The sequence below is a fragment of the Bradyrhizobium sp. 187 genome (assembly GCF_023101005.1).
GTDB classification, from domain to species: Bacteria; Pseudomonadota; Alphaproteobacteria; order Rhizobiales; family Xanthobacteraceae; genus Bradyrhizobium; species Bradyrhizobium canariense_D.
The window spans coordinates 1,766,523-1,782,479 of sequence record NZ_CP064693.1 but is presented as its reverse complement, the minus strand read 5'-3'; the positions used below and the strand labels follow the sequence as shown (position 1 = coordinate 1,782,479).

Annotated in this window: 14 protein-coding genes; 8 read left to right on the top strand and 6 right to left on the bottom strand. The window is 58.6% G+C overall.

Annotation, left to right across the window (positions count from 1 at the left end; genetic code table 11):
- The first annotated feature begins 36 nt into the window (after positions 1-36).
- A complete protein-coding gene (locus IVB19_RS08565; RefSeq protein ID WP_247821311.1) occupies positions 37-1,542 on the top strand; it encodes a lipopolysaccharide biosynthesis protein in 1,506 nt (501 codons plus the stop codon).
- A 92-nt stretch (positions 1,543-1,634) separates the two neighbouring features.
- Positions 1,635-2,771: a glycosyltransferase family 4 protein gene (locus IVB19_RS08560; protein ID WP_256474601.1), complete on the top strand. Its 1,137-nt coding sequence runs from the start codon at positions 1,635-1,637 to the stop codon at positions 2,769-2,771.
- A gap of 16 nt (positions 2,772-2,787) precedes the next feature.
- On the opposite strand, the gene IVB19_RS08555 is transcribed toward IVB19_RS08560, so the two are convergent.
- Genes IVB19_RS08555 through IVB19_RS08540 form a run of 4 tightly spaced genes read right to left on the bottom strand, consistent with a single transcriptional unit; the run spans position 2,788 to position 7,558 of the window.
- Positions 2,788-3,882 (bottom strand): acyltransferase family protein, encoded by a 1,095-nt coding sequence (locus IVB19_RS08555; RefSeq protein ID WP_247821309.1) that lies wholly within the window; start codon positions 3,880-3,882, stop codon positions 2,788-2,790.
- Positions 3,879-4,985: an acyltransferase family protein gene (locus IVB19_RS08550; protein WP_247821308.1), complete on the bottom strand. Its 1,107-nt coding sequence runs from the start codon at positions 4,983-4,985 to the stop codon at positions 3,879-3,881. The genes IVB19_RS08555 and IVB19_RS08550 overlap by 4 nt, the downstream gene beginning before the upstream one ends.
- Positions 4,986-5,004: 19 nt before the next feature.
- Positions 5,005-6,339 carry a hypothetical protein gene (locus tag IVB19_RS08545; RefSeq protein WP_247821307.1) on the bottom strand — a complete coding sequence of 445 codons (1,335 nt, stop codon included), beginning with the start codon at positions 6,337-6,339 and terminating at the stop codon, positions 5,005-5,007.
- Between the two features lie 7 nt (positions 6,340-6,346).
- Entirely contained in the window at positions 6,347-7,558 is a 1,212-nt protein-coding gene (locus IVB19_RS08540) for an acyltransferase family protein (RefSeq protein WP_247821306.1), read from the bottom strand.
- Positions 7,559-7,992: 434 nt separating this feature from the next.
- Here IVB19_RS08540 and IVB19_RS08535 point away from each other — a divergent pair, with 434 nt between their 5' ends.
- The 3 genes from IVB19_RS08535 to IVB19_RS08525 all read left to right on the top strand — a co-directional run bounded on the left by IVB19_RS08535 (position 7,993) and on the right by IVB19_RS08525 (position 11,587).
- Positions 7,993-8,556: a hypothetical protein gene (locus IVB19_RS08535; protein ID WP_247821305.1), complete on the top strand. Its 564-nt coding sequence runs from the start codon at positions 7,993-7,995 to the stop codon at positions 8,554-8,556.
- Between the two features lie 27 nt (positions 8,557-8,583).
- The gene (locus IVB19_RS08530; RefSeq protein WP_247821304.1) at positions 8,584-10,815 is read left to right on the top strand and encodes a succinoglycan biosynthesis protein ExoP; all 2,232 of its coding nucleotides are present in this window, start codon (positions 8,584-8,586) and stop codon (positions 10,813-10,815) included.
- A gap of 484 nt (positions 10,816-11,299) precedes the next feature.
- A complete protein-coding gene (locus IVB19_RS08525) occupies positions 11,300-11,587 on the top strand; it encodes a hypothetical protein (protein ID WP_247821303.1) in 288 nt (95 codons plus the stop codon).
- A gap of 102 nt (positions 11,588-11,689) precedes the next feature.
- Here IVB19_RS08525 and IVB19_RS08520 read toward each other — a convergent pair whose 3' ends face one another.
- Positions 11,690-13,120 (bottom strand): undecaprenyl-phosphate glucose phosphotransferase, encoded by a 1,431-nt coding sequence (locus tag IVB19_RS08520; protein ID WP_247821302.1) that lies wholly within the window; start codon positions 13,118-13,120, stop codon positions 11,690-11,692.
- A gap of 588 nt (positions 13,121-13,708) precedes the next feature.
- Here IVB19_RS08520 and IVB19_RS08515 point away from each other — a divergent pair.
- Complete coding sequence (locus IVB19_RS08515) at positions 13,709-14,446, top strand: metallophosphoesterase (RefSeq protein WP_247821673.1); 738 nt, start codon at positions 13,709-13,711, stop codon at positions 14,444-14,446.
- 90 nt (positions 14,447-14,536) lie between these two features.
- Here IVB19_RS08515 and IVB19_RS08510 read toward each other — a convergent pair whose 3' ends face one another.
- On the bottom strand, positions 14,537-14,800 hold the full coding sequence (locus tag IVB19_RS08510; protein ID WP_247821301.1) for a hypothetical protein: 264 nt from the start codon (positions 14,798-14,800) through the stop codon (positions 14,537-14,539).
- A gap of 184 nt (positions 14,801-14,984) precedes the next feature.
- Here IVB19_RS08510 and IVB19_RS08505 point away from each other — a divergent pair, with 184 nt between their 5' ends.
- Entirely contained in the window at positions 14,985-15,158 is a 174-nt protein-coding gene (locus IVB19_RS08505) for a hypothetical protein (protein WP_247821300.1), read from the top strand.
- Between the two features lie 198 nt (positions 15,159-15,356).
- Complete coding sequence (locus IVB19_RS08500) at positions 15,357-15,623, top strand: hypothetical protein (RefSeq protein ID WP_247821299.1); 267 nt, start codon at positions 15,357-15,359, stop codon at positions 15,621-15,623.
- The last annotated feature ends 334 nt before the right edge of the window (positions 15,624-15,957 follow it).

The window sequence follows — 15,957 nt, the reverse complement described above, 5'->3', positions numbered from 1 at the left end:
CTGCCTCTGTTCCCGTTCGAAGGTAAGGACATCGGATTGACGGACCTCAACCCCTGTTTCTCTGAAGAAGCACATGCGCGCAAGGTGCGGAACGGCGCATTCGCTGCGATCGCGACTCAAGCGGTGCGGGTGGCCACCCAAGCGGGGTCCGTGATCGTGCTTTCACGACTGCTCACGCCGGTCGATTTCGGCATCTATGCAATGGCGTCGCCCATACTCGCATTTGCCGTGCTGTTTCAGGACCTGGGGCTGGGACACGCGACAGTGCAGAAGGATTCTCTCAGCCAGAGCGATCTGAGCTCGCTGTTCTGGGTGAATCTCTCGGTCGGTACGATGCTGGCCCTTTCGCTGGTTGCAATATCTCCTCTCGTGGGCCTGTTCTACAACGAGCCGAAGCTCGCTGCATTGACAGCTGGAATGAGCCTGACCCTGCTGCTGAGCGGGGCAGACGTTCAACATCTGTCGCTTCTGACCCGACAAATGAGATTTTGGACCCTTGCAGTGCTCGAATCCGCAGCCGCCGTCGCTGGATTTGTCGCGGCGATTGCGATCGCCTCGATCTACCACAATTACTGGGCGATCCTGGTGGGAAGTCTCGTGTCGGGCGTGGTTTTGGCAAGTGGGGCTTGGCTGACGTCGGGGTGGTGGCCCTCGCGACCGGGATCAATCCGACACGCCCGTGGAATGCTCACCTTCGGGTTGGGCGTCACCGGCTTCAACTTTGCTGAATTCATCTCCCGAAATGCCGATAGTGTGCTGATCGGAAAATTATGTGGGGCGGCCTCGCTAGGTGCTTACAATCGCGCCTACCGGCTGCTGCTGTTTCCGCTGCAGCAAGTCACGAGCCCGATGATCAGGGTTATGCTGCCGACCCTATCCAGCCTCACCAAGGATCCCGATCGTTACCGTCAGTCATTTCAGCGGGCGGTTTTCCCCGCCTTCGTCGCAGTGGTACCCGGCGTCGCCTTCATGATCTCGAGCGCCGACGTTCTGGTCACGACCCTCTTGGGAAGCCAATGGGCTGAAGTGACACCCATCTTTGTCGGTTTGAGCGTCGCCGGTCTCCTGCAAACGATGAACAGTCCGGCGAGCTGGCTGTTTCTCAGCCAAGGACGTACGCGCGAGTACATGCGCTGGGGATTTTTCAGCGCAGGGACATCTCTCGTTGGGTTCCTGTGCGGCCTCCCGTTTGGGCCGGTCGGGGTCGCAACCGCATACTCGATCAGCGAGTGCCTTCGAACGCCGATACTTTGGTGGGCAGTCGGCCGAAACGGTCCGGTAGGTCATGCCGATGCTGCAAGAGTAATCCTGCCGCATCTCGCTGGAGCGATCGCATCGATCATCGGCGCCTCTTGCCTGCATCATTGGATGACAAGTCACTCTTCCGGGACGCTGCTCACTTTGGCGGCATGCTTTAGCCTATCCTACGCTCTCGCCGTCTTGGTGCTCTCGCTTTTTCCTGCCGGTCGTCGGGAAATCAAACGATATTCATCGCGCGGAGTGGCTAGGACAAAGGCAGGTGTCAGCTTGGCGAACAACTGACGCTCTGCTTTGCATCTTGCGCATCGCCATCATCAAGCCTTGACGGGGCGCGAAGCTACAATTCTGAACCTCGAGACTGCTCGGAGACTAATGTGCACGGGAAGGCTGCCACCAGAAGACGCCGCCTGCGGGTCGCCATCTACGCTCCGCACTTTGCCGAATATTCCTACCGCTTGGCCGCGGCGCTGGCACGCCATTGCGATGTCCGCCTCGTCCTCAATCGCAAGGACGCGAACCAGCAATGGGAACTGACAAACATTGCCGTGACGGATCCCTTTGAGACGCGAATCCGGGACCTGAGCCTGCGCCGTGCGGGCGTGATTGGAATTCCGTCATCGTTCATCGATGTCATTTCGTTTCGGCCTGACGTGATCCACTGTCACGAGGTACCGGAAATCTATACGTCGAGCCTGATCCAGTTGCTGCGGCCGCTTGGAATCCCCTTGGTGCTGACCGTTCATGATGCGATTCCGCATTCGGAAGGCGGCTCCGGCACCTCTCCACGCGAGGATGGCTGGCGCGGACGCATGCGCGCGGCCGCGTCCATTGTCACGACGCATGGCGAGAGCTGCATCGCCGACTTCCGCCGCGCTTCACCAGATTTTGCAGGAGAGGTGGTCTCCAGCATGCACGGCGTGCTCATGGTCCCACCTGCGGGGGCGCCCGTCATTGAACCCGAACCCGCGCGCATCCTGTTCTTTGGGCGAATGTGGGCGTACAAGGGCCTCGACGTCTTCGTGGATGCCATCGATATGCTGACCAAGCGCGGCGTAACCCATGAAGCGATCGTGGCGGGTCGAGGTCCCGAAATGACGCGGCTCGGCGCGCGCATGGAGGCGATGCCGACGGTCAAGATGATCAACGCCTATATCTCGCCCGAGGATACCGGAAGGTTGTTTCAGTCCGCGACCGTGGTTGCCCTGCCCTATAAGGATGCGTCGCAGAGCGGCGTGCTGGCGTCCGCCTACGGGAATTCCCGTCCCGTGGTCGCCAGCGCCACCGGTGGCATTCCCGACGTCGTGACGGACGGCGTCAACGGACTTTTGGTCCCCCCTGGAGACGCTATTGCATTGGCAGATGCGCTCGAATGCGTGCTGACATCGAACTCGCTTGCTGCGGCTCTGGCTGAAGGCGCACGGCAAACCGCGGCCGGTCTGTTGAACTGGGATCAGATCGCCGAGAGGCTGTTGTCATCCTACCATAAGGTCGTCGGCAGCCCCGTGCATTGATGGTGGCGGACCCGTTCTAGGCGGATTGCTCGACCTTCCGGAGCGGGCGAAACAACACTCCGCGTACCGCAGTATCCAGAAGCCGCCTCAGCCTGACTTCGATCAGCTCAAAGCTGATCGCGCTCACGATCAGGGACATCGCCAACCCGAACACTATAAATGCGCTCCAGAGCAGCCAGCGGTTGACCCCGAACGCAACGAGCTTCAGCCCGGCCACTTGCAACGGAAACAGCACAAAGGGATGCACGAGATAAAGGCTATAGCTGATCTTGCCGACATACTGCAGGGCCGGCGTGCTTAAGGCCCTGGCGAGGCCGGACTCCGGGGCCAGCACCATGGCAAACAGCAAAACACCCGGAATAAGACCGAGGAACGGGTGAAACAGCACCAGGCTCGCGTACATGGCGATCCCGCAAGTCAGGCCCGCCATCAAACCAAGAGGTCCCGGAATGGAGATGTGCCACCCCGTGGCGCTGAGAAGCATGCCGATGCAGAAGAACGCCGTGATCGGCCAATGCAGGAGGCAGGCCACGCCCAGCAAGATCATGGGCGCCGCCAGCAATCTGCCTCCGATGCGCAACATCGAGAATGTCAGCGCGAACCAGATGTAGAACGCCCACTCGTAGGTCAAGGTCCAGGCATTCTGCTGAGCGATCGGCAAGCCGAGCGCGTCCTGCACGAAGAACAGATTGGCCGTGAAGATCGCCAGGTAACCGGTCAAATCGATCCCGCGGAAGAATTTGTAGCCGACGATCGGTCCGATCGTGAATAGGGCGAGATGCAGCACCACGAACACCGGCATGATGCGCAGGACACGGTCGAAGAAGAACCGTGGCAGCGAGCCGTGCCGCACCAGACTGGCCGGGATCAGGAAGCCGCTGATCATGAAAAACAGCTCGACACCGTGACCGCCGACATTGATCACCGATTGCAGCCAGAGCCAGAGCGGCGGCAGGAAGCCCGGGTCCGGAATGTCGTACACGCCTCCCTTTGGCATGTCGTAGAAATGATCCATCAGCACGCTCAGCGCCGCAATGCCACGAAGTCCCTGGACGGAGGGAACGAAAGATCCGTCGGATCCCGCATTCGGCTGGCGCGTTGTTTCGATCACTCAGCTGCCCCCTGCGCGCTGAGCGCTGGCTCGAGAACGACCGCCCTCCTGCGCTTCGACCGGAACCTTTGGCCGAACGAGATGCTGGGCTTCTCGATGAGCGCATAAGTCGACCAGCTGACCAGGATCGACAGCGCCGCGACCAGCGCGGCGAAAGCAGCCCATCCCAGCGGTCCATCACCGAGCCAGACGAGCCGATGGATCCAGACGATCACGAATGGCGACATCAAATAGACCGAATAGCTGATGGTTCCCACGAACGCCATCGGGCGCCAGGCCATCCTCTCACCGAACGCCGCAAACGCGATGAAGACGAGCGCAGCGCAGACATAAGCCGCCCCGATCGAATAGCTGTAGAAGAAGTTCTCCTGATAGACGCCGCCGAACCGCCTCTCCGCCAGCGTGGCGGCGAAGATCGCATAGAACACCGTGCATATGGCGACGTGCGACCATCGCAGCTTTCCGCCGATGACGGTGTCGCGGATGACCTTGCCCAGGAACATCGCCGAGAGGTTTAGCCCAACCTCCATCAGCGACGACACCGTCCTGCTTTCGACCAGAAGTGCGGCGGCTGTCCCGACCAGCGCCGCAGCAATGACGATCGCGACGGCCGTAAAGCGCCGGTTCAGCAATCCCATCGCGAAAAGGATGGTGCATCCGACATAGAACAGGAGCTCGATCGCCAAGGTCCAGTAGAAGACCCAGAGGTTCGGGATGTTCACGAAAGTCTGCAGCATCGTCACGTTCGCGATGACCTGCGACAACGGATAGGTATTGGACTCCAGCATCTGCATCGTGACGAGCCCGATCACCATCGAGGTCCAATACGCCGGATAGAGCCGAAAGAAGCGGCTGATCGTGAAATCGCGCACGGGAGTAGCACTGTCCGGAAAACTGAACGGGATGACGAATCCGCTGACGAAAAAGAACAGCACGACTCCGAACCGGCCGAAATTCATGTAGTAGCCAATCGCATCGTGGAACACCCAATAATACGTGCCGGTGGGGTGCTTCTGGACGATCACCTCGAGCACGTGCTGGAACAGCACCGACAACACGGCAATGCCGCGCAGCGTATCGACGAATGCAAGCCGCTTGTGCATCAAGATTTCACCTGTCCGACTATGCTGGCCTCGGCGCATCCGCACCGAAATAGCGTACTGCCTTTTTCCGCCCGACAAGATCCCGATCCGACAGGATCGCCGCGCCACGATGGTGTAGCGAGCCCGCCGCCCTGCGCGAGAACACTTCACTGAAGCTCAGGGCGATGATGAGCAGGCCGGATGCCGGGCCGTAGTTCAAGACCGTGATAGTGAACATGTTCACGACGAAAAGCAGGGTGAGCTTGTAGACGTCGGTGGCAGCAAACGTGGCGCGGAATACAAGGACCATGAACGCGACAAATGGGAGCCCAAACATCAGGTACGTCCCGATGTAAAAGTTGTCGACCGGCACCCAATACGACGCCAATGGCGAAAACAGCTGCTGCGGGTAGTTAAAGCACCCGGCGCCACAGCCCGTTATCAATCCGATCGGCATCAGCTGGCTCAGGTACACAAACGGCAATTGCCAGCTGTTGTTGATGCGGTCCAGGATGCTGAACAAGGTTGTATGCGGGACCGCAACAGTACCGGATGCGATCCAGATCATCAGAAATGGAACCAGGATCGCGGCGAACGACCACAGAGCAATGCCGCGAACTGTCGCAAAGCGCGAGGACTCCGGCAGCATCCGTACGACGAGCAAGAGCAACAAATAAAACGCGAGAACAATCAGGGTGGTTTTACTGGTCGTCAGGACAACCGCGTAGACGGCAATCGATCCAAATGCCAGATTCCAAATCGTGCTCTTGCGAATGGATGTGATCGCAAACGAGACCAGAATGAAGAACGCAGCCATGGTGTTATCAGCCGCAAAACCCATCAGGCGCTGGTCGTCGGCGCCATAGGCCCACCACAGGCGGCCAGCCTCGCGAACGGCCCCGAAAGATTCGTATTTGAACCCGACCCAAGGCATGACGTAAAACTTGGTCAAGAACACTCCGATCACGGAGAGATAAAACGTAGCGGCGATCACCGCGAGCAATCTGCGGTATGAGCCGAGGCTTGCATCACAGAAGCAGAAGCCCACAAAAACCGGCAACATCATTTTGAACGACGACATCGCGGCGTTGGCGGTGCCCAGCATAAAATAGCCGAGCACGATGGACAGAATGATCTGGAGCAGCACCAGGAACGCCAGGACGCTGCGTTGTCGCACGATGAACTGCAGAATGAACTGAACGAGACAAACGAGAGCGACCGCGTCAGGAATGTACCACAGCGCATCCAGATGCATGATGCTCGTGTAGTATCGCATGACGCCGCCAAAGGCGTCGCGTATGAGGTAGACCCCAAGCGCGATCGCTTCGATACTGACGCTAACGACCGTGATCTGTTGGCGTTGAATGCGATCCATGACGAGCTCAGTTCAGCGGTGGCGCCGAGGGCGCCGCTGCGCCGCCCAGCCTCGAACGACTCCCGGCCATGTTTCGGAACAGTTTGCCCCCCGGAATTTCGACATGCAGATATGTAAAGTGCGAGACGACCAGAACTGCAGCCAGTGAGACGCAGAGATTAAGTGTTGCTGGCAGCCCGGTACTGACCGCATCAAGCGCTGCAATCCGGGCAGGTCCAAGCGCGCGTACGAAGTACTCGGCGAACAGCACGACTATCGAATGCACCATATAGATGGAATACGATCTCCGCCCCAGCCACACCAGAGGTCTAGCTACGAGCATGCGGGGAACAAATGCAGCATTCGGGAATGCAAGCAAGCTCCCGAGAAAGGCCGCAAAGATCAATGGTGCTAGGAAGCTCGCGGGCGGATAGACCTCCACGACGGAAACCAGGACTATGCTCGTGATCATAGTAAAGAGCTGAATTCCTCCTTGCACTGTAGGATGCATGCCGGGCCGCATGCGCTCCACGAGCATGACCGTGAGGACGCCTAGGAAGAAGCTGACAAAACAGCGTAAAATCCCGAAGTCGGTCTGAAGCCCAAGACTCGGCTTATCGAGCACAAATATTATGACGAACAGGCTTCCGACCACCAGGAGCCCTGCACATGCATATAGATAGCTCAATGAACGCATCCGTTGAGCAAACAATATCACCAAGCCAAACACGAGGTAGGTGTAGAACTCGACGCTAATGCTCCAGCTTGGAGCATTCCAGCTCAGGTAATCGATGGGGCCCATTGAATGGAGAAGGAAGATGTTCAGGACGAAGGAGTAGAAGTTGTTGACTTCGAAGGCCGCCGGAGCAGCGATCACGAGGCCCGCCGCGACTAGTCCTATGCGCAAAAGGCGGAACAGAAGGCCGGCTAGCAGCGTGACAAGATGCAGGGGATAGACACGCGCAAACCGCCTTAGCATGAACTCACGAAGGGAGAATCGCCCGAAGTCACCACGGACATAACTGAGTGACATAACGATGCCGCTGAGCACAAAAAACAAGTCGACGAGAAGCCACGCGCTCCTGAAAAACGAGCAATTGATCCAGGCGTTGTGCGGGAAGACCGCGAGGAACGTTGGCATCAAGAGGAGGTGGTGAATGACGACCGAGACCGCTGCAATGCCCCTGATGCTATCAAGCGGTAGAACATGGGCCTTCTCACGATGAACAAACTCAGCCACGTCGATGTCCCAATTCTATGCGCGCTCGTATCAACTTGCAGGCGCTTCAATTATCTCGGCGACGTGACTTGGAGCATGCGGCTCGCAAAGAAATCATCGCTTACGTCGAGCAACACTGCCTATCCCCTGATTTGCGAGAGCGATGCATGATCGCCGGTGTTTGCGGGCAAAGTGTGCGCAAAATTCGGCGTTGTTGCGATGCAAGGTAAACCGGCACATCGGTCCATCCCACGTGCTAGAGCGGGTGGCGTTCGTTCCAATGCCGTTTGCAAAAATTGTGAGCAGAGCTGCGTGCCTCGTAGACATCGGGGGTAGCGCCATGGCCGGAGCCGATCTCGTGAGGACGGTTTTCGATGCAACTTTTGCGGCGCACAAAAATTGACACAGTTCCTTGCCAAGTTGCGGCGGGCGACGACCCGCGATCTAGAGGACGAATGAATTGGACATTGACATACCGTTGCAGCGCTTCAGCAAGGTTAGCCGCCCTCTGGCTGGCATGTGCGATGCTGACGTGGAGCGTTGATTCCTGCTTTGCTCAGTGCGTAGAGTTTTCCGGTCGTGCTTCGCGGGCGGAATTGGACGCATTCGCAAAGTCGCCCTCATCTCTGCTGCAGAAGCTTCGCAACGACAAGGATAAGCTCAGCTCTCGCCTCGCTGCCTATATAGTCTCTGATCCTTCGGTGTTGCCCTCCGTGCAGACACTCATCTCTGAGGCGCCTTCCGCCGATCGTTCGGCGATCGGCGAGGCACTGCGAATGGCCGAAGCGAGATGCACGCTTACGAAGCCGGACATCGCACAAAAGATCAGGAATTTCACTCAAAGGCTGGGCGATCTCGCCGTAAAGGGAGGTTATTCAGCCGCCAGCGCGGACGATCCTGGTGCGCGGCCTGTGTCACGCGACAAGCAAGTTGGGCAGCCGCGCGGTGGAGGTCTCTTAGAAGGCGAAGGCAAGACTAAACTGGTCGACCCGTTCAAGCCTCTCCCGCTTCCGCGCTAATCGACCCTCATAAGTAGAAAAAGTTAGATGTACCAGCCGAGAGAACAATTTCACTCAGGGACTAAGTTTGGCATCGAGTTCGGCGGGACGGTCCTCAGCTTCGACCGCGTCGGGAACGTTCTACGCCGGCAATGGCCTCTCATCGCAACTGCTGTCGGCGGTTCGCTGGCACTTGTCATTGTCTACCTTGCATTGGCGAAGCCGATGTATACCGCCAACGCGCGCATTATGATGGATACCCGACAAACTCAGGTTTTGGACAAGGAAGGGGGCACGAACAGCGCCTTGATTGACCCGGGCTTCGTCGACAGCCAGGTCGAGATTATCAACTCTGACGATCTCATCCTCTCCGTTGTCCGTCGCTTGCGGTTGGTTGACGATCCAGAGTTCAACGGGTCGAGCCAAGGCGTGCTCCCCACTATCAGCGGCAAAGTCACGGGGCTTTTCGGCTCCAGCAAACCACCGTCACAGGAGCGCATCGAACATGCGGTGGTCGAGTCCATCCAAGGCAACTTAAGAGTTGAGCGCCTTCTAACAACATACGTGCTCTCGCTCAGTTATCGCGCACATAGCCCGGAGAAGGCGGCCAAGATCGCAAATGCCATCGCGAATGCCTATCTCGTGGGCGCATTGGAGGCGAAATATCAGTCCACCAAGCGGGCGACAGAATGGCTTCAGCAACGTAGCGTTGAGCTGAGTGAGCAAGCAACCGCGAGCGACCGTGCGGTGCAGGCCTTCAAGGCCGAGCACAATATCGTCGGCACCAGCCGTGGCCTGATGTCTGAGCAGCAACTGTCGGATCTGAATACCCAACTGTTGCAAGCGCGGGGGGCAACCGCTGAAGCAAAGGCGCGCCTCGACCGGATCGACGCTATTTCCGACCAGGACCTTGCCCAGCCGACAGTGACGGATGCGCTGAACAACTCCGTGATTACCCGCTTGCGCGCTCAGTATCTCGACCTAGCCGCCCAATATGCCGATTGGTCCAGACGCTACGGCAAGACCCACCTTGCGGCTGTAAACCTCGCCAACAAGATGGAAGAATTGCGCAAGAATATTGCTGACGAACTTCATCGGATCGGAGACGCGTATCGCAGTGATTACGAGATCGCAAAAAGCCGCGAGGCGTCTCTCGAGAAAAGCATGAAAGAGCTCGTCGCCCAAGCTGGTAACAAGGGCCAAGCAGAGGTCAAGCTCCGGGACCTCGAAAGTGCGGCGGATACCTATCGCAATCTCTACAATAGCTTCCTGGAAAAGCTGCAAAGCGCCACTCAGAATCAGAGCTTCCCGCTCAGCGAGGCCCGCCTGATCAGTACGGCTACGACGCCTGATCGTAAAAGTTCGCCGCGGTCGGTTCTGGCTTTGGTTGGTGGCTTGGTCGGCGGGCTCTGCCTGGGTTTGGGCGCCGCTTTTGCCCGCGAGCTGCTCAACGATGTGCTGCGGACTCCCGCAGAGGTGGAGGAGGAACTCGGAGTGAAGTGCCTCGGGGTCCTTCCGGATATTCGCCCGGCGGAAAGCCGAGGCGGATTGTTTGGAACTTCCGCCAAGGGCAGCATGCCTGGAGTGTCACGGTATGTGGTCGATCATCCGTTCTCGCGGTTCGCCGAAACGTTGCGCAACATCAAGGTTTCGATCGATGTTGCGCGCATGAGCCGGGAGATCAAGGTCATCGGCATCGTATCGTCGCTGCCGAAAGAGGGGAAAACGACCGTTGCGGCCAACTTCGCCCAGCTGATCGCCATGACAGGGCACCGCGCCGTCCTGATCGACGGCGATTTGCATACGCGCTCACTCACGCGTGAGCTTTCACCTAACGCCAACAGCGGACTGGTCGAAGCCCTCAGTGATCCGGCCGCCTTCGGCCATTACGTGCAACGAAGCACCGAGACCGGCCTCGATTTCCTGCCTTCCGTCGTTGCTTCACGCATGGTCAATTCGGCCGACCTTATAGCGTCGAAAGCGATGGCCGACCTGCTTGCGGTGCTCCGGGAGCAGTACGAATATATCATCATTGACCTCGCCCCAGTGATGCCGGTGGCGGATTCCAAGGCATTCAGTCCGCTCATCGACGCCATGGTTTATGTCATCGAATGGGGGTCAACCACGCGCGCTGCAGTTCAAGAGTCCGTCTCGGGATCAGAAGTGCTTCAGAAGAAGCTGCTGGGTGCCGTTTTGAATCGCGCAGACCCCAAAATGCTTGGACGGATCGAGGCGTATAAGGGCAAGCACCGCAACAGCTACTACGTCGAAAGCGCTTGACCGAAGCCGGCGGCTTATTTCGCCTGCCGTTTGCATGCGGACGATCACCATACCGCAGGCTCTCGCCACGGGCGTGAGTGGGCGTCCGGTAGTCGATGTGGCAGGCTTGGGCGCGCCTCGAGCGACTTTATTCCATACGACCGCCCGCTCTCGACCGAATTTGTTCGCGGCATAGACCGTCTGAATAATCCTCTCCGCCCCCCACACTGGCAACAAGACCTAACAACCGGCTTTCCAAGAGGGATTTTGGTTGGGAGTGATCGCGTGCGCGCGCGCGGCGGACGCCCGTATTCGTCCGGTATCCACAAATTGCGCTCGTTGCTCTAAGCACCAACGACCGGCGATAAAGTGGGCGCTCGTGATCCTCGGTTCCACCCCGTAAGCTGATCGATGTTCGGAATGTCTGTCGGGCCTGGCAACTTTCCTTTCGAGTTCCTTCAGGCTACCGTATGGTCATATTCTTGGTATTTTTCGGCAGGTTGGAATGCTGGTCGCCCTCATCGTTTTGAGCGTTTGGGTTCTTCTCAACATCCTTTTCGTGTTGATTGTGGTTCCCCCGCGCAAGCCGCGCCGCCAGCCTAGCCCGCTGGCAACGACGCTGTCCCCTGCGCCCCTCGACCGAACTGGGGGCCAATACGAGCAGGAGGAGGCTTTTTCGCTGCGCCACGTCATGGCCTCATTAGCAATGGGAGCGTTTTTCGTCTTGGTGCCTCCGCTGCTTGCGCTGCGTGATGCAATAGCGCGGCTCTTCAGGAGCCCGCCGAGAGCCTAGAGGCGAGCCTCTCCTGGCTGCACACGGGAAGCCGAGCCGTGCGATCGCGCCTTGCTGTCAGGCCAAGGCTGGCCCGCTCAAACGTCGCGGGCCCCTGCTTCCTCAGTAGGCTTCTTGGAACATGACGGCCGACGCCGTCCGCGCCATGATCTTCAGGTCGAGCCAGATGCTCCAATTGCTGACGTACCAGATGTCGTATTCAACTCTTTTTTCCATCAAGTCGATCGTCGGCGTCTCTCCCCGGAAGCCGTTGACCTGCGCCCAGCCTGTCAGGCCCGGCTTCATGTGATGGCGGTACACGTATTTGCTGATGAGCTCGTCGTAGTAATTGTCGTGGGCGAGCGCATGCGGGCGCGGCCCGACCAGGGACATGTCGCCGCGCAAGACATTCCAAAGCTGCGGCAACTCGTCGATGCTTGTCATGCGAAGGAAACGCCCGATCTTGGTCACCCGGGCGTCCCCCTTGCTTGCCTGGATGACGGTCTGGCCATTCTCGCTGACCGTCATGGTCCGAAACTTCCATATCTCGAACACCTTGCCGTTAAACCCGCGTCGGGACTGTCGGAAGATGGCGGTACCGGGAGAACCAAGTTTGATCAAAGCGGCAACCGTCAGCAGCAACGGCGCGAGTATAACCAGTGCTAAGCAGGCCACCCCCACATCCAGACAGCGCTTCTGCAGACGCTCAAACACACTGAGCGGCGGCCGCTGGATCTCCACCGCCACGGTTCCGCTGACTGGCAGGTACGGCCGCGAAACCAGGTCCGCGATTGAATCGTCCGGCAGAAGGCGGACGGGCTGGGGCACGGCGCGCAGATAGGGCCCGATCTTCCGAACCATGGGCAATTCGTTCCAATCGATTGCAAGCAGATATTCATCGACGTCAACCGCCCGCGACTGCCGAATGACATCGCGGATCTGACGCTCCCAATGGCCATCGCCGCTGTCATCCCCCAGTACGAAATGGCGTACGACATCGAAGCCATTCCTGCGCAGATCCTTGAAACGGCGTGAGGTGAAATCGAGCGGCTTCAGGCTCAACAGGATGACCTTGCGATCGACCAGACGGCTTCTGGCGTAATTTGTCCCAAGCACAACCGGCCAGAGAAAACGCAGACTGATCAATCCGGCGCCGCCGATGGCCGCGAATATGATCACTGTTCCGCGAGACAAATTGTCGGTCGACTTCAATAGAAAAGCAGCGACGGCGAGAAACGTCAGCGACGTCAACCAGATGAAAACGGCCTTGCGGAGCTGCCAGACGACATTCAGCAGACGGTGCGTGGCATAGACGTCTTGGAAATACGCAAGCGCCACGAACACCGCGCCGACAATCAGTCCTGCCCCCATGGATACGCCGTCGCCAGTGGAGCCAAGCGCGACATTGTAAAGCGCCGCCCCTGCACCATAACTGAGCAGGATCAGCAGCAGGTCAGCAGCGATGATGACGATCTGAAAAGGCCGCTGAAGAGCCGTGCCGCGCGTTGACGACAGTGCACCAGCGCCTTCAGAACCATAAGTTGCAACAGCCATTCGAACCTCTGCTATCGAGAATGCTTGACGCTGATCCGTGATGCTGAAGATCCGTCACTTCCCCGAACGCAAACTGTGAACTGATCACAGCGACATTATGGCGCCGCACGCGAAACTTTTGCGACGCATGAATGCATCGCGTTTTGTTGAGATGTTCATCGGGCGCGGAATATTTGCGACACAGTGCTGACACACCATGGAAACTCGCTGCCCTATTTTGAATCAAGTTCCGCTTCGAATTGGGTCGGGCGCTTTGCATGAAGCGCTGGCAGCTCATCTTTCATGCGCCTGTTGCCCCACATTGAGTCACTCCGCAAGCGATACGATTCGATTACTAGAAGTCCGATGAATTGCGATCTGGAGCTGTATCCGCCCAACTGTCTTCAGCGAGGCATGCACTGCCGGGCGCGATGCAGCCCACGGCAGAGTTGCCTGATTTGCTCAGCGCGCGCCGACGAGCTAAGCAAGCGAATATCCTCCTTTCCTTCGGCGCAATCGGGCTGTCTGAGAGGCGACACCCTTCAATAAGGTCCGGCCGCGGACCGACTTGGCGAAATGATCCCCACCACCTCACCGAGCGTGCGCGCCATGACATCTTTTGCCCAATCACACCCGCCCATTCACAGGCCGCAACTGCCGGATGGCGTCCGAATTTACGCGATCTCGGATATTCATGGCTGCTCGCATTTGCTGCAGCCCATGCTGCGGGTCATCGACGCCGACTTGGCCCACAGTCGGCCACGCTATGCGATCGAGGTGTTCATGGGCGACTATGTCGATCGCGGCCCGGACACGCGCGCCACCCTTGACCTCTTGGTCGAACGAAGCCGGCGGGGAAACTCGATTTTTCTCAAGGGAAACCACGAGGCATTTCTAGTGAGGGTTTTCGAAGACCCTTCGTTATTCGAAGATTGGCTTCGCATCGGTGGCGCCCAGACACTCATGTCCTATGGACTCGCGCCGCCAGACCTGAAGCGCGACGACCCGGCGTCGATCATGCGCGATTTGATCCGCGCAATGCCGGGTGAGCATCTGGAGTTCCTGGACGAACTACGGCTTAGCTTTACCTGTGGAGACTTTTTCTTCGTCCACGCCGGCGTTCGCCCGGGTGTCCCCTTGGCCGAGCAAAGCGAAAGCGACCTACTTTGGATTCGCGAAGAGTTCCTTCAGAGTGAGGAGCAGTTCGGCAAATATGTCGTTCATGGTCACACGCCGGTGCGCACCGCCGAAGTCCTGGCAAACCGGGTCAACATCGATACGGGCGCCTACGCGACGGGCAATCTGACTCTCATGAGCATCCAAGGCAGCAGGATGCTCGCGGTATGACTGGCTCGGCATATGACTGCCGTTCCGTCGGTGAGATTATCTGCTGAAGCGAACGGATGGCCTCGGCGGTCACGAAGCTAACGGCGTCACCTAGTTGAGCACGAGGGGCACTTCCCGTCCTGCTCGCGTGTCGGCCATCCAGTTGCGCCAGGCCCGCTCATGCTTGGCGTATAGCTCCAGCCAGCGTTGTCCTGGCTTGTTCTGATCGAGGCGAAGGCCAGGGCCGAGGGGCGCGTCGGGCTTGTCCAACGTCTCGAACTCGATGGTTTCCGCAATCGTCAAACCAAAAAGGACACGCTGTCCTGTACCGTCCACGATGTAGCGTCGCGGTGCGTCCCTCATCGGCTGGGTCATGTCCTGTGTCGCCTATGGTCGTGAGAACCGAGGTGTCGCTCGCACCCTGGACAAGGCCTAAAAGGCACGTCGGGCGTGTCCGAATGCCGAGCTGGGAGTCGACCGGGCCGTTCTGCGCGAGGTACCGGAGGGCTCGTTCGTCGTCGTTCGTTGCGGGCGCATGGTCCGCAGCGCATAGCCCAACATGACGCCGGTGCAGAAGATCAAGGCGAAGACAAAAGCAGAAGCCATAGGAATCGTCCTGAAGAGTGTGGTGCTCATCAAGAGTGAGCAGTGTGTCGACATCATGATTCCTGATGACTCTCCTGGCGCCAAAAGATTGTTCAGGCCTGATCATGTCGTGAGCAGCAGCATCTGAGTTGTCGGCTCATCGGTAGCGCTGTCTTCGCCGGCCGCAACGACGGGTGTCACCCTCAAGTCTGCTCTGACCGAACCTTCCGGCCGGATTCGAACACCTGAAAAGCTGGATTTCGCAGCCGTTCTATGGAACGATGCGCTTGCAACCTTTTAGAGGCCGTCGCATTATTTCTCGCCCATTTCGAGAGGGATTGATCCAATGAACTTCCGCACCCTTGCTCCATCCATTGCTCTTTCTGTTCTTGGCCTTGCGTTGATAACGACCGCAGCTTCAGCCGCGGAGCTTGCGCTGGCTCCTGCGCATCATCGGTCGGCCTACGTCCGAACCGGTTACGTGTTTTGGGATGATGTCTACCCGCCTGCGATCTATGGCCCCCACCTTCGCTCTGTCGAGGAAGTCGCGGTGCTCAAGGCGGAGGCCCGGCCCGTCTCGCAACGCTGGTGGGGATATTGGTACGCTCGGTGAACGGCACAGCGTTTAGCAACCAGCCGCGTTCACCCATGAATCGCCGCAACACCGGGCAGCCGGTGGCGGCGATTTTGTTTGAGCTTGCCTGGCCGATCCAACCATGATCACCGCATGGGCGGCCCGTCAGTTCGCTACCAAGCCCCCTCGCCTCCAGGAACTGACCGGTTTCGAATTCCGGTGTCGGGCGAAAACCGCAGACAGCACGGATCTTCGGTCATCACTGTGGAGGTGACCGTCAGACAAGGCCACGCCGATTGGCAACGCGCCAGAGCCCTGTCGCTGAAATGGGCGGCTCGATAGAGAAATTGAGGCAGCTCAGCCCGTGCCGCGT

Coding starts and splice junctions, on each gene's coding strand:
- IVB19_RS08550 (WP_247821308.1), bottom strand. CDS start 4,985: ATGCACAAGCGGCTTGCATTCGTCGATACGCTGCGCGGCATTGCCGTG.
- IVB19_RS08545 (WP_247821307.1), bottom strand. CDS start 6,339: ATGGATCGCATTCAACGCCAACAGATCACGGTCGTTAGCGTCAGTATC.
- IVB19_RS08535 (WP_247821305.1), top strand. CDS start 7,993: ATGAATTGGACATTGACATACCGTTGCAGCGCTTCAGCAAGGTTAGCC.
- IVB19_RS08530 (WP_247821304.1), top strand. CDS start 8,584: ATGTACCAGCCGAGAGAACAATTTCACTCAGGGACTAAGTTTGGCATC.
- IVB19_RS08525 (WP_247821303.1), top strand. CDS start 11,300: ATGCTGGTCGCCCTCATCGTTTTGAGCGTTTGGGTTCTTCTCAACATC.
- IVB19_RS08520 (WP_247821302.1), bottom strand. CDS start 13,120: ATGGCTGTTGCAACTTATGGTTCTGAAGGCGCTGGTGCACTGTCGTCA.
- IVB19_RS08515 (WP_247821673.1), top strand. CDS start 13,709: ATGACATCTTTTGCCCAATCACACCCGCCCATTCACAGGCCGCAACTG.
- IVB19_RS08510 (WP_247821301.1), bottom strand. CDS start 14,800: ATGACCCAGCCGATGAGGGACGCACCGCGACGCTACATCGTGGACGGT.
- IVB19_RS08505 (WP_247821300.1), top strand. CDS start 14,985: ATGACGCCGGTGCAGAAGATCAAGGCGAAGACAAAAGCAGAAGCCATA.
- IVB19_RS08500 (WP_247821299.1), top strand. CDS start 15,357: ATGAACTTCCGCACCCTTGCTCCATCCATTGCTCTTTCTGTTCTTGGC.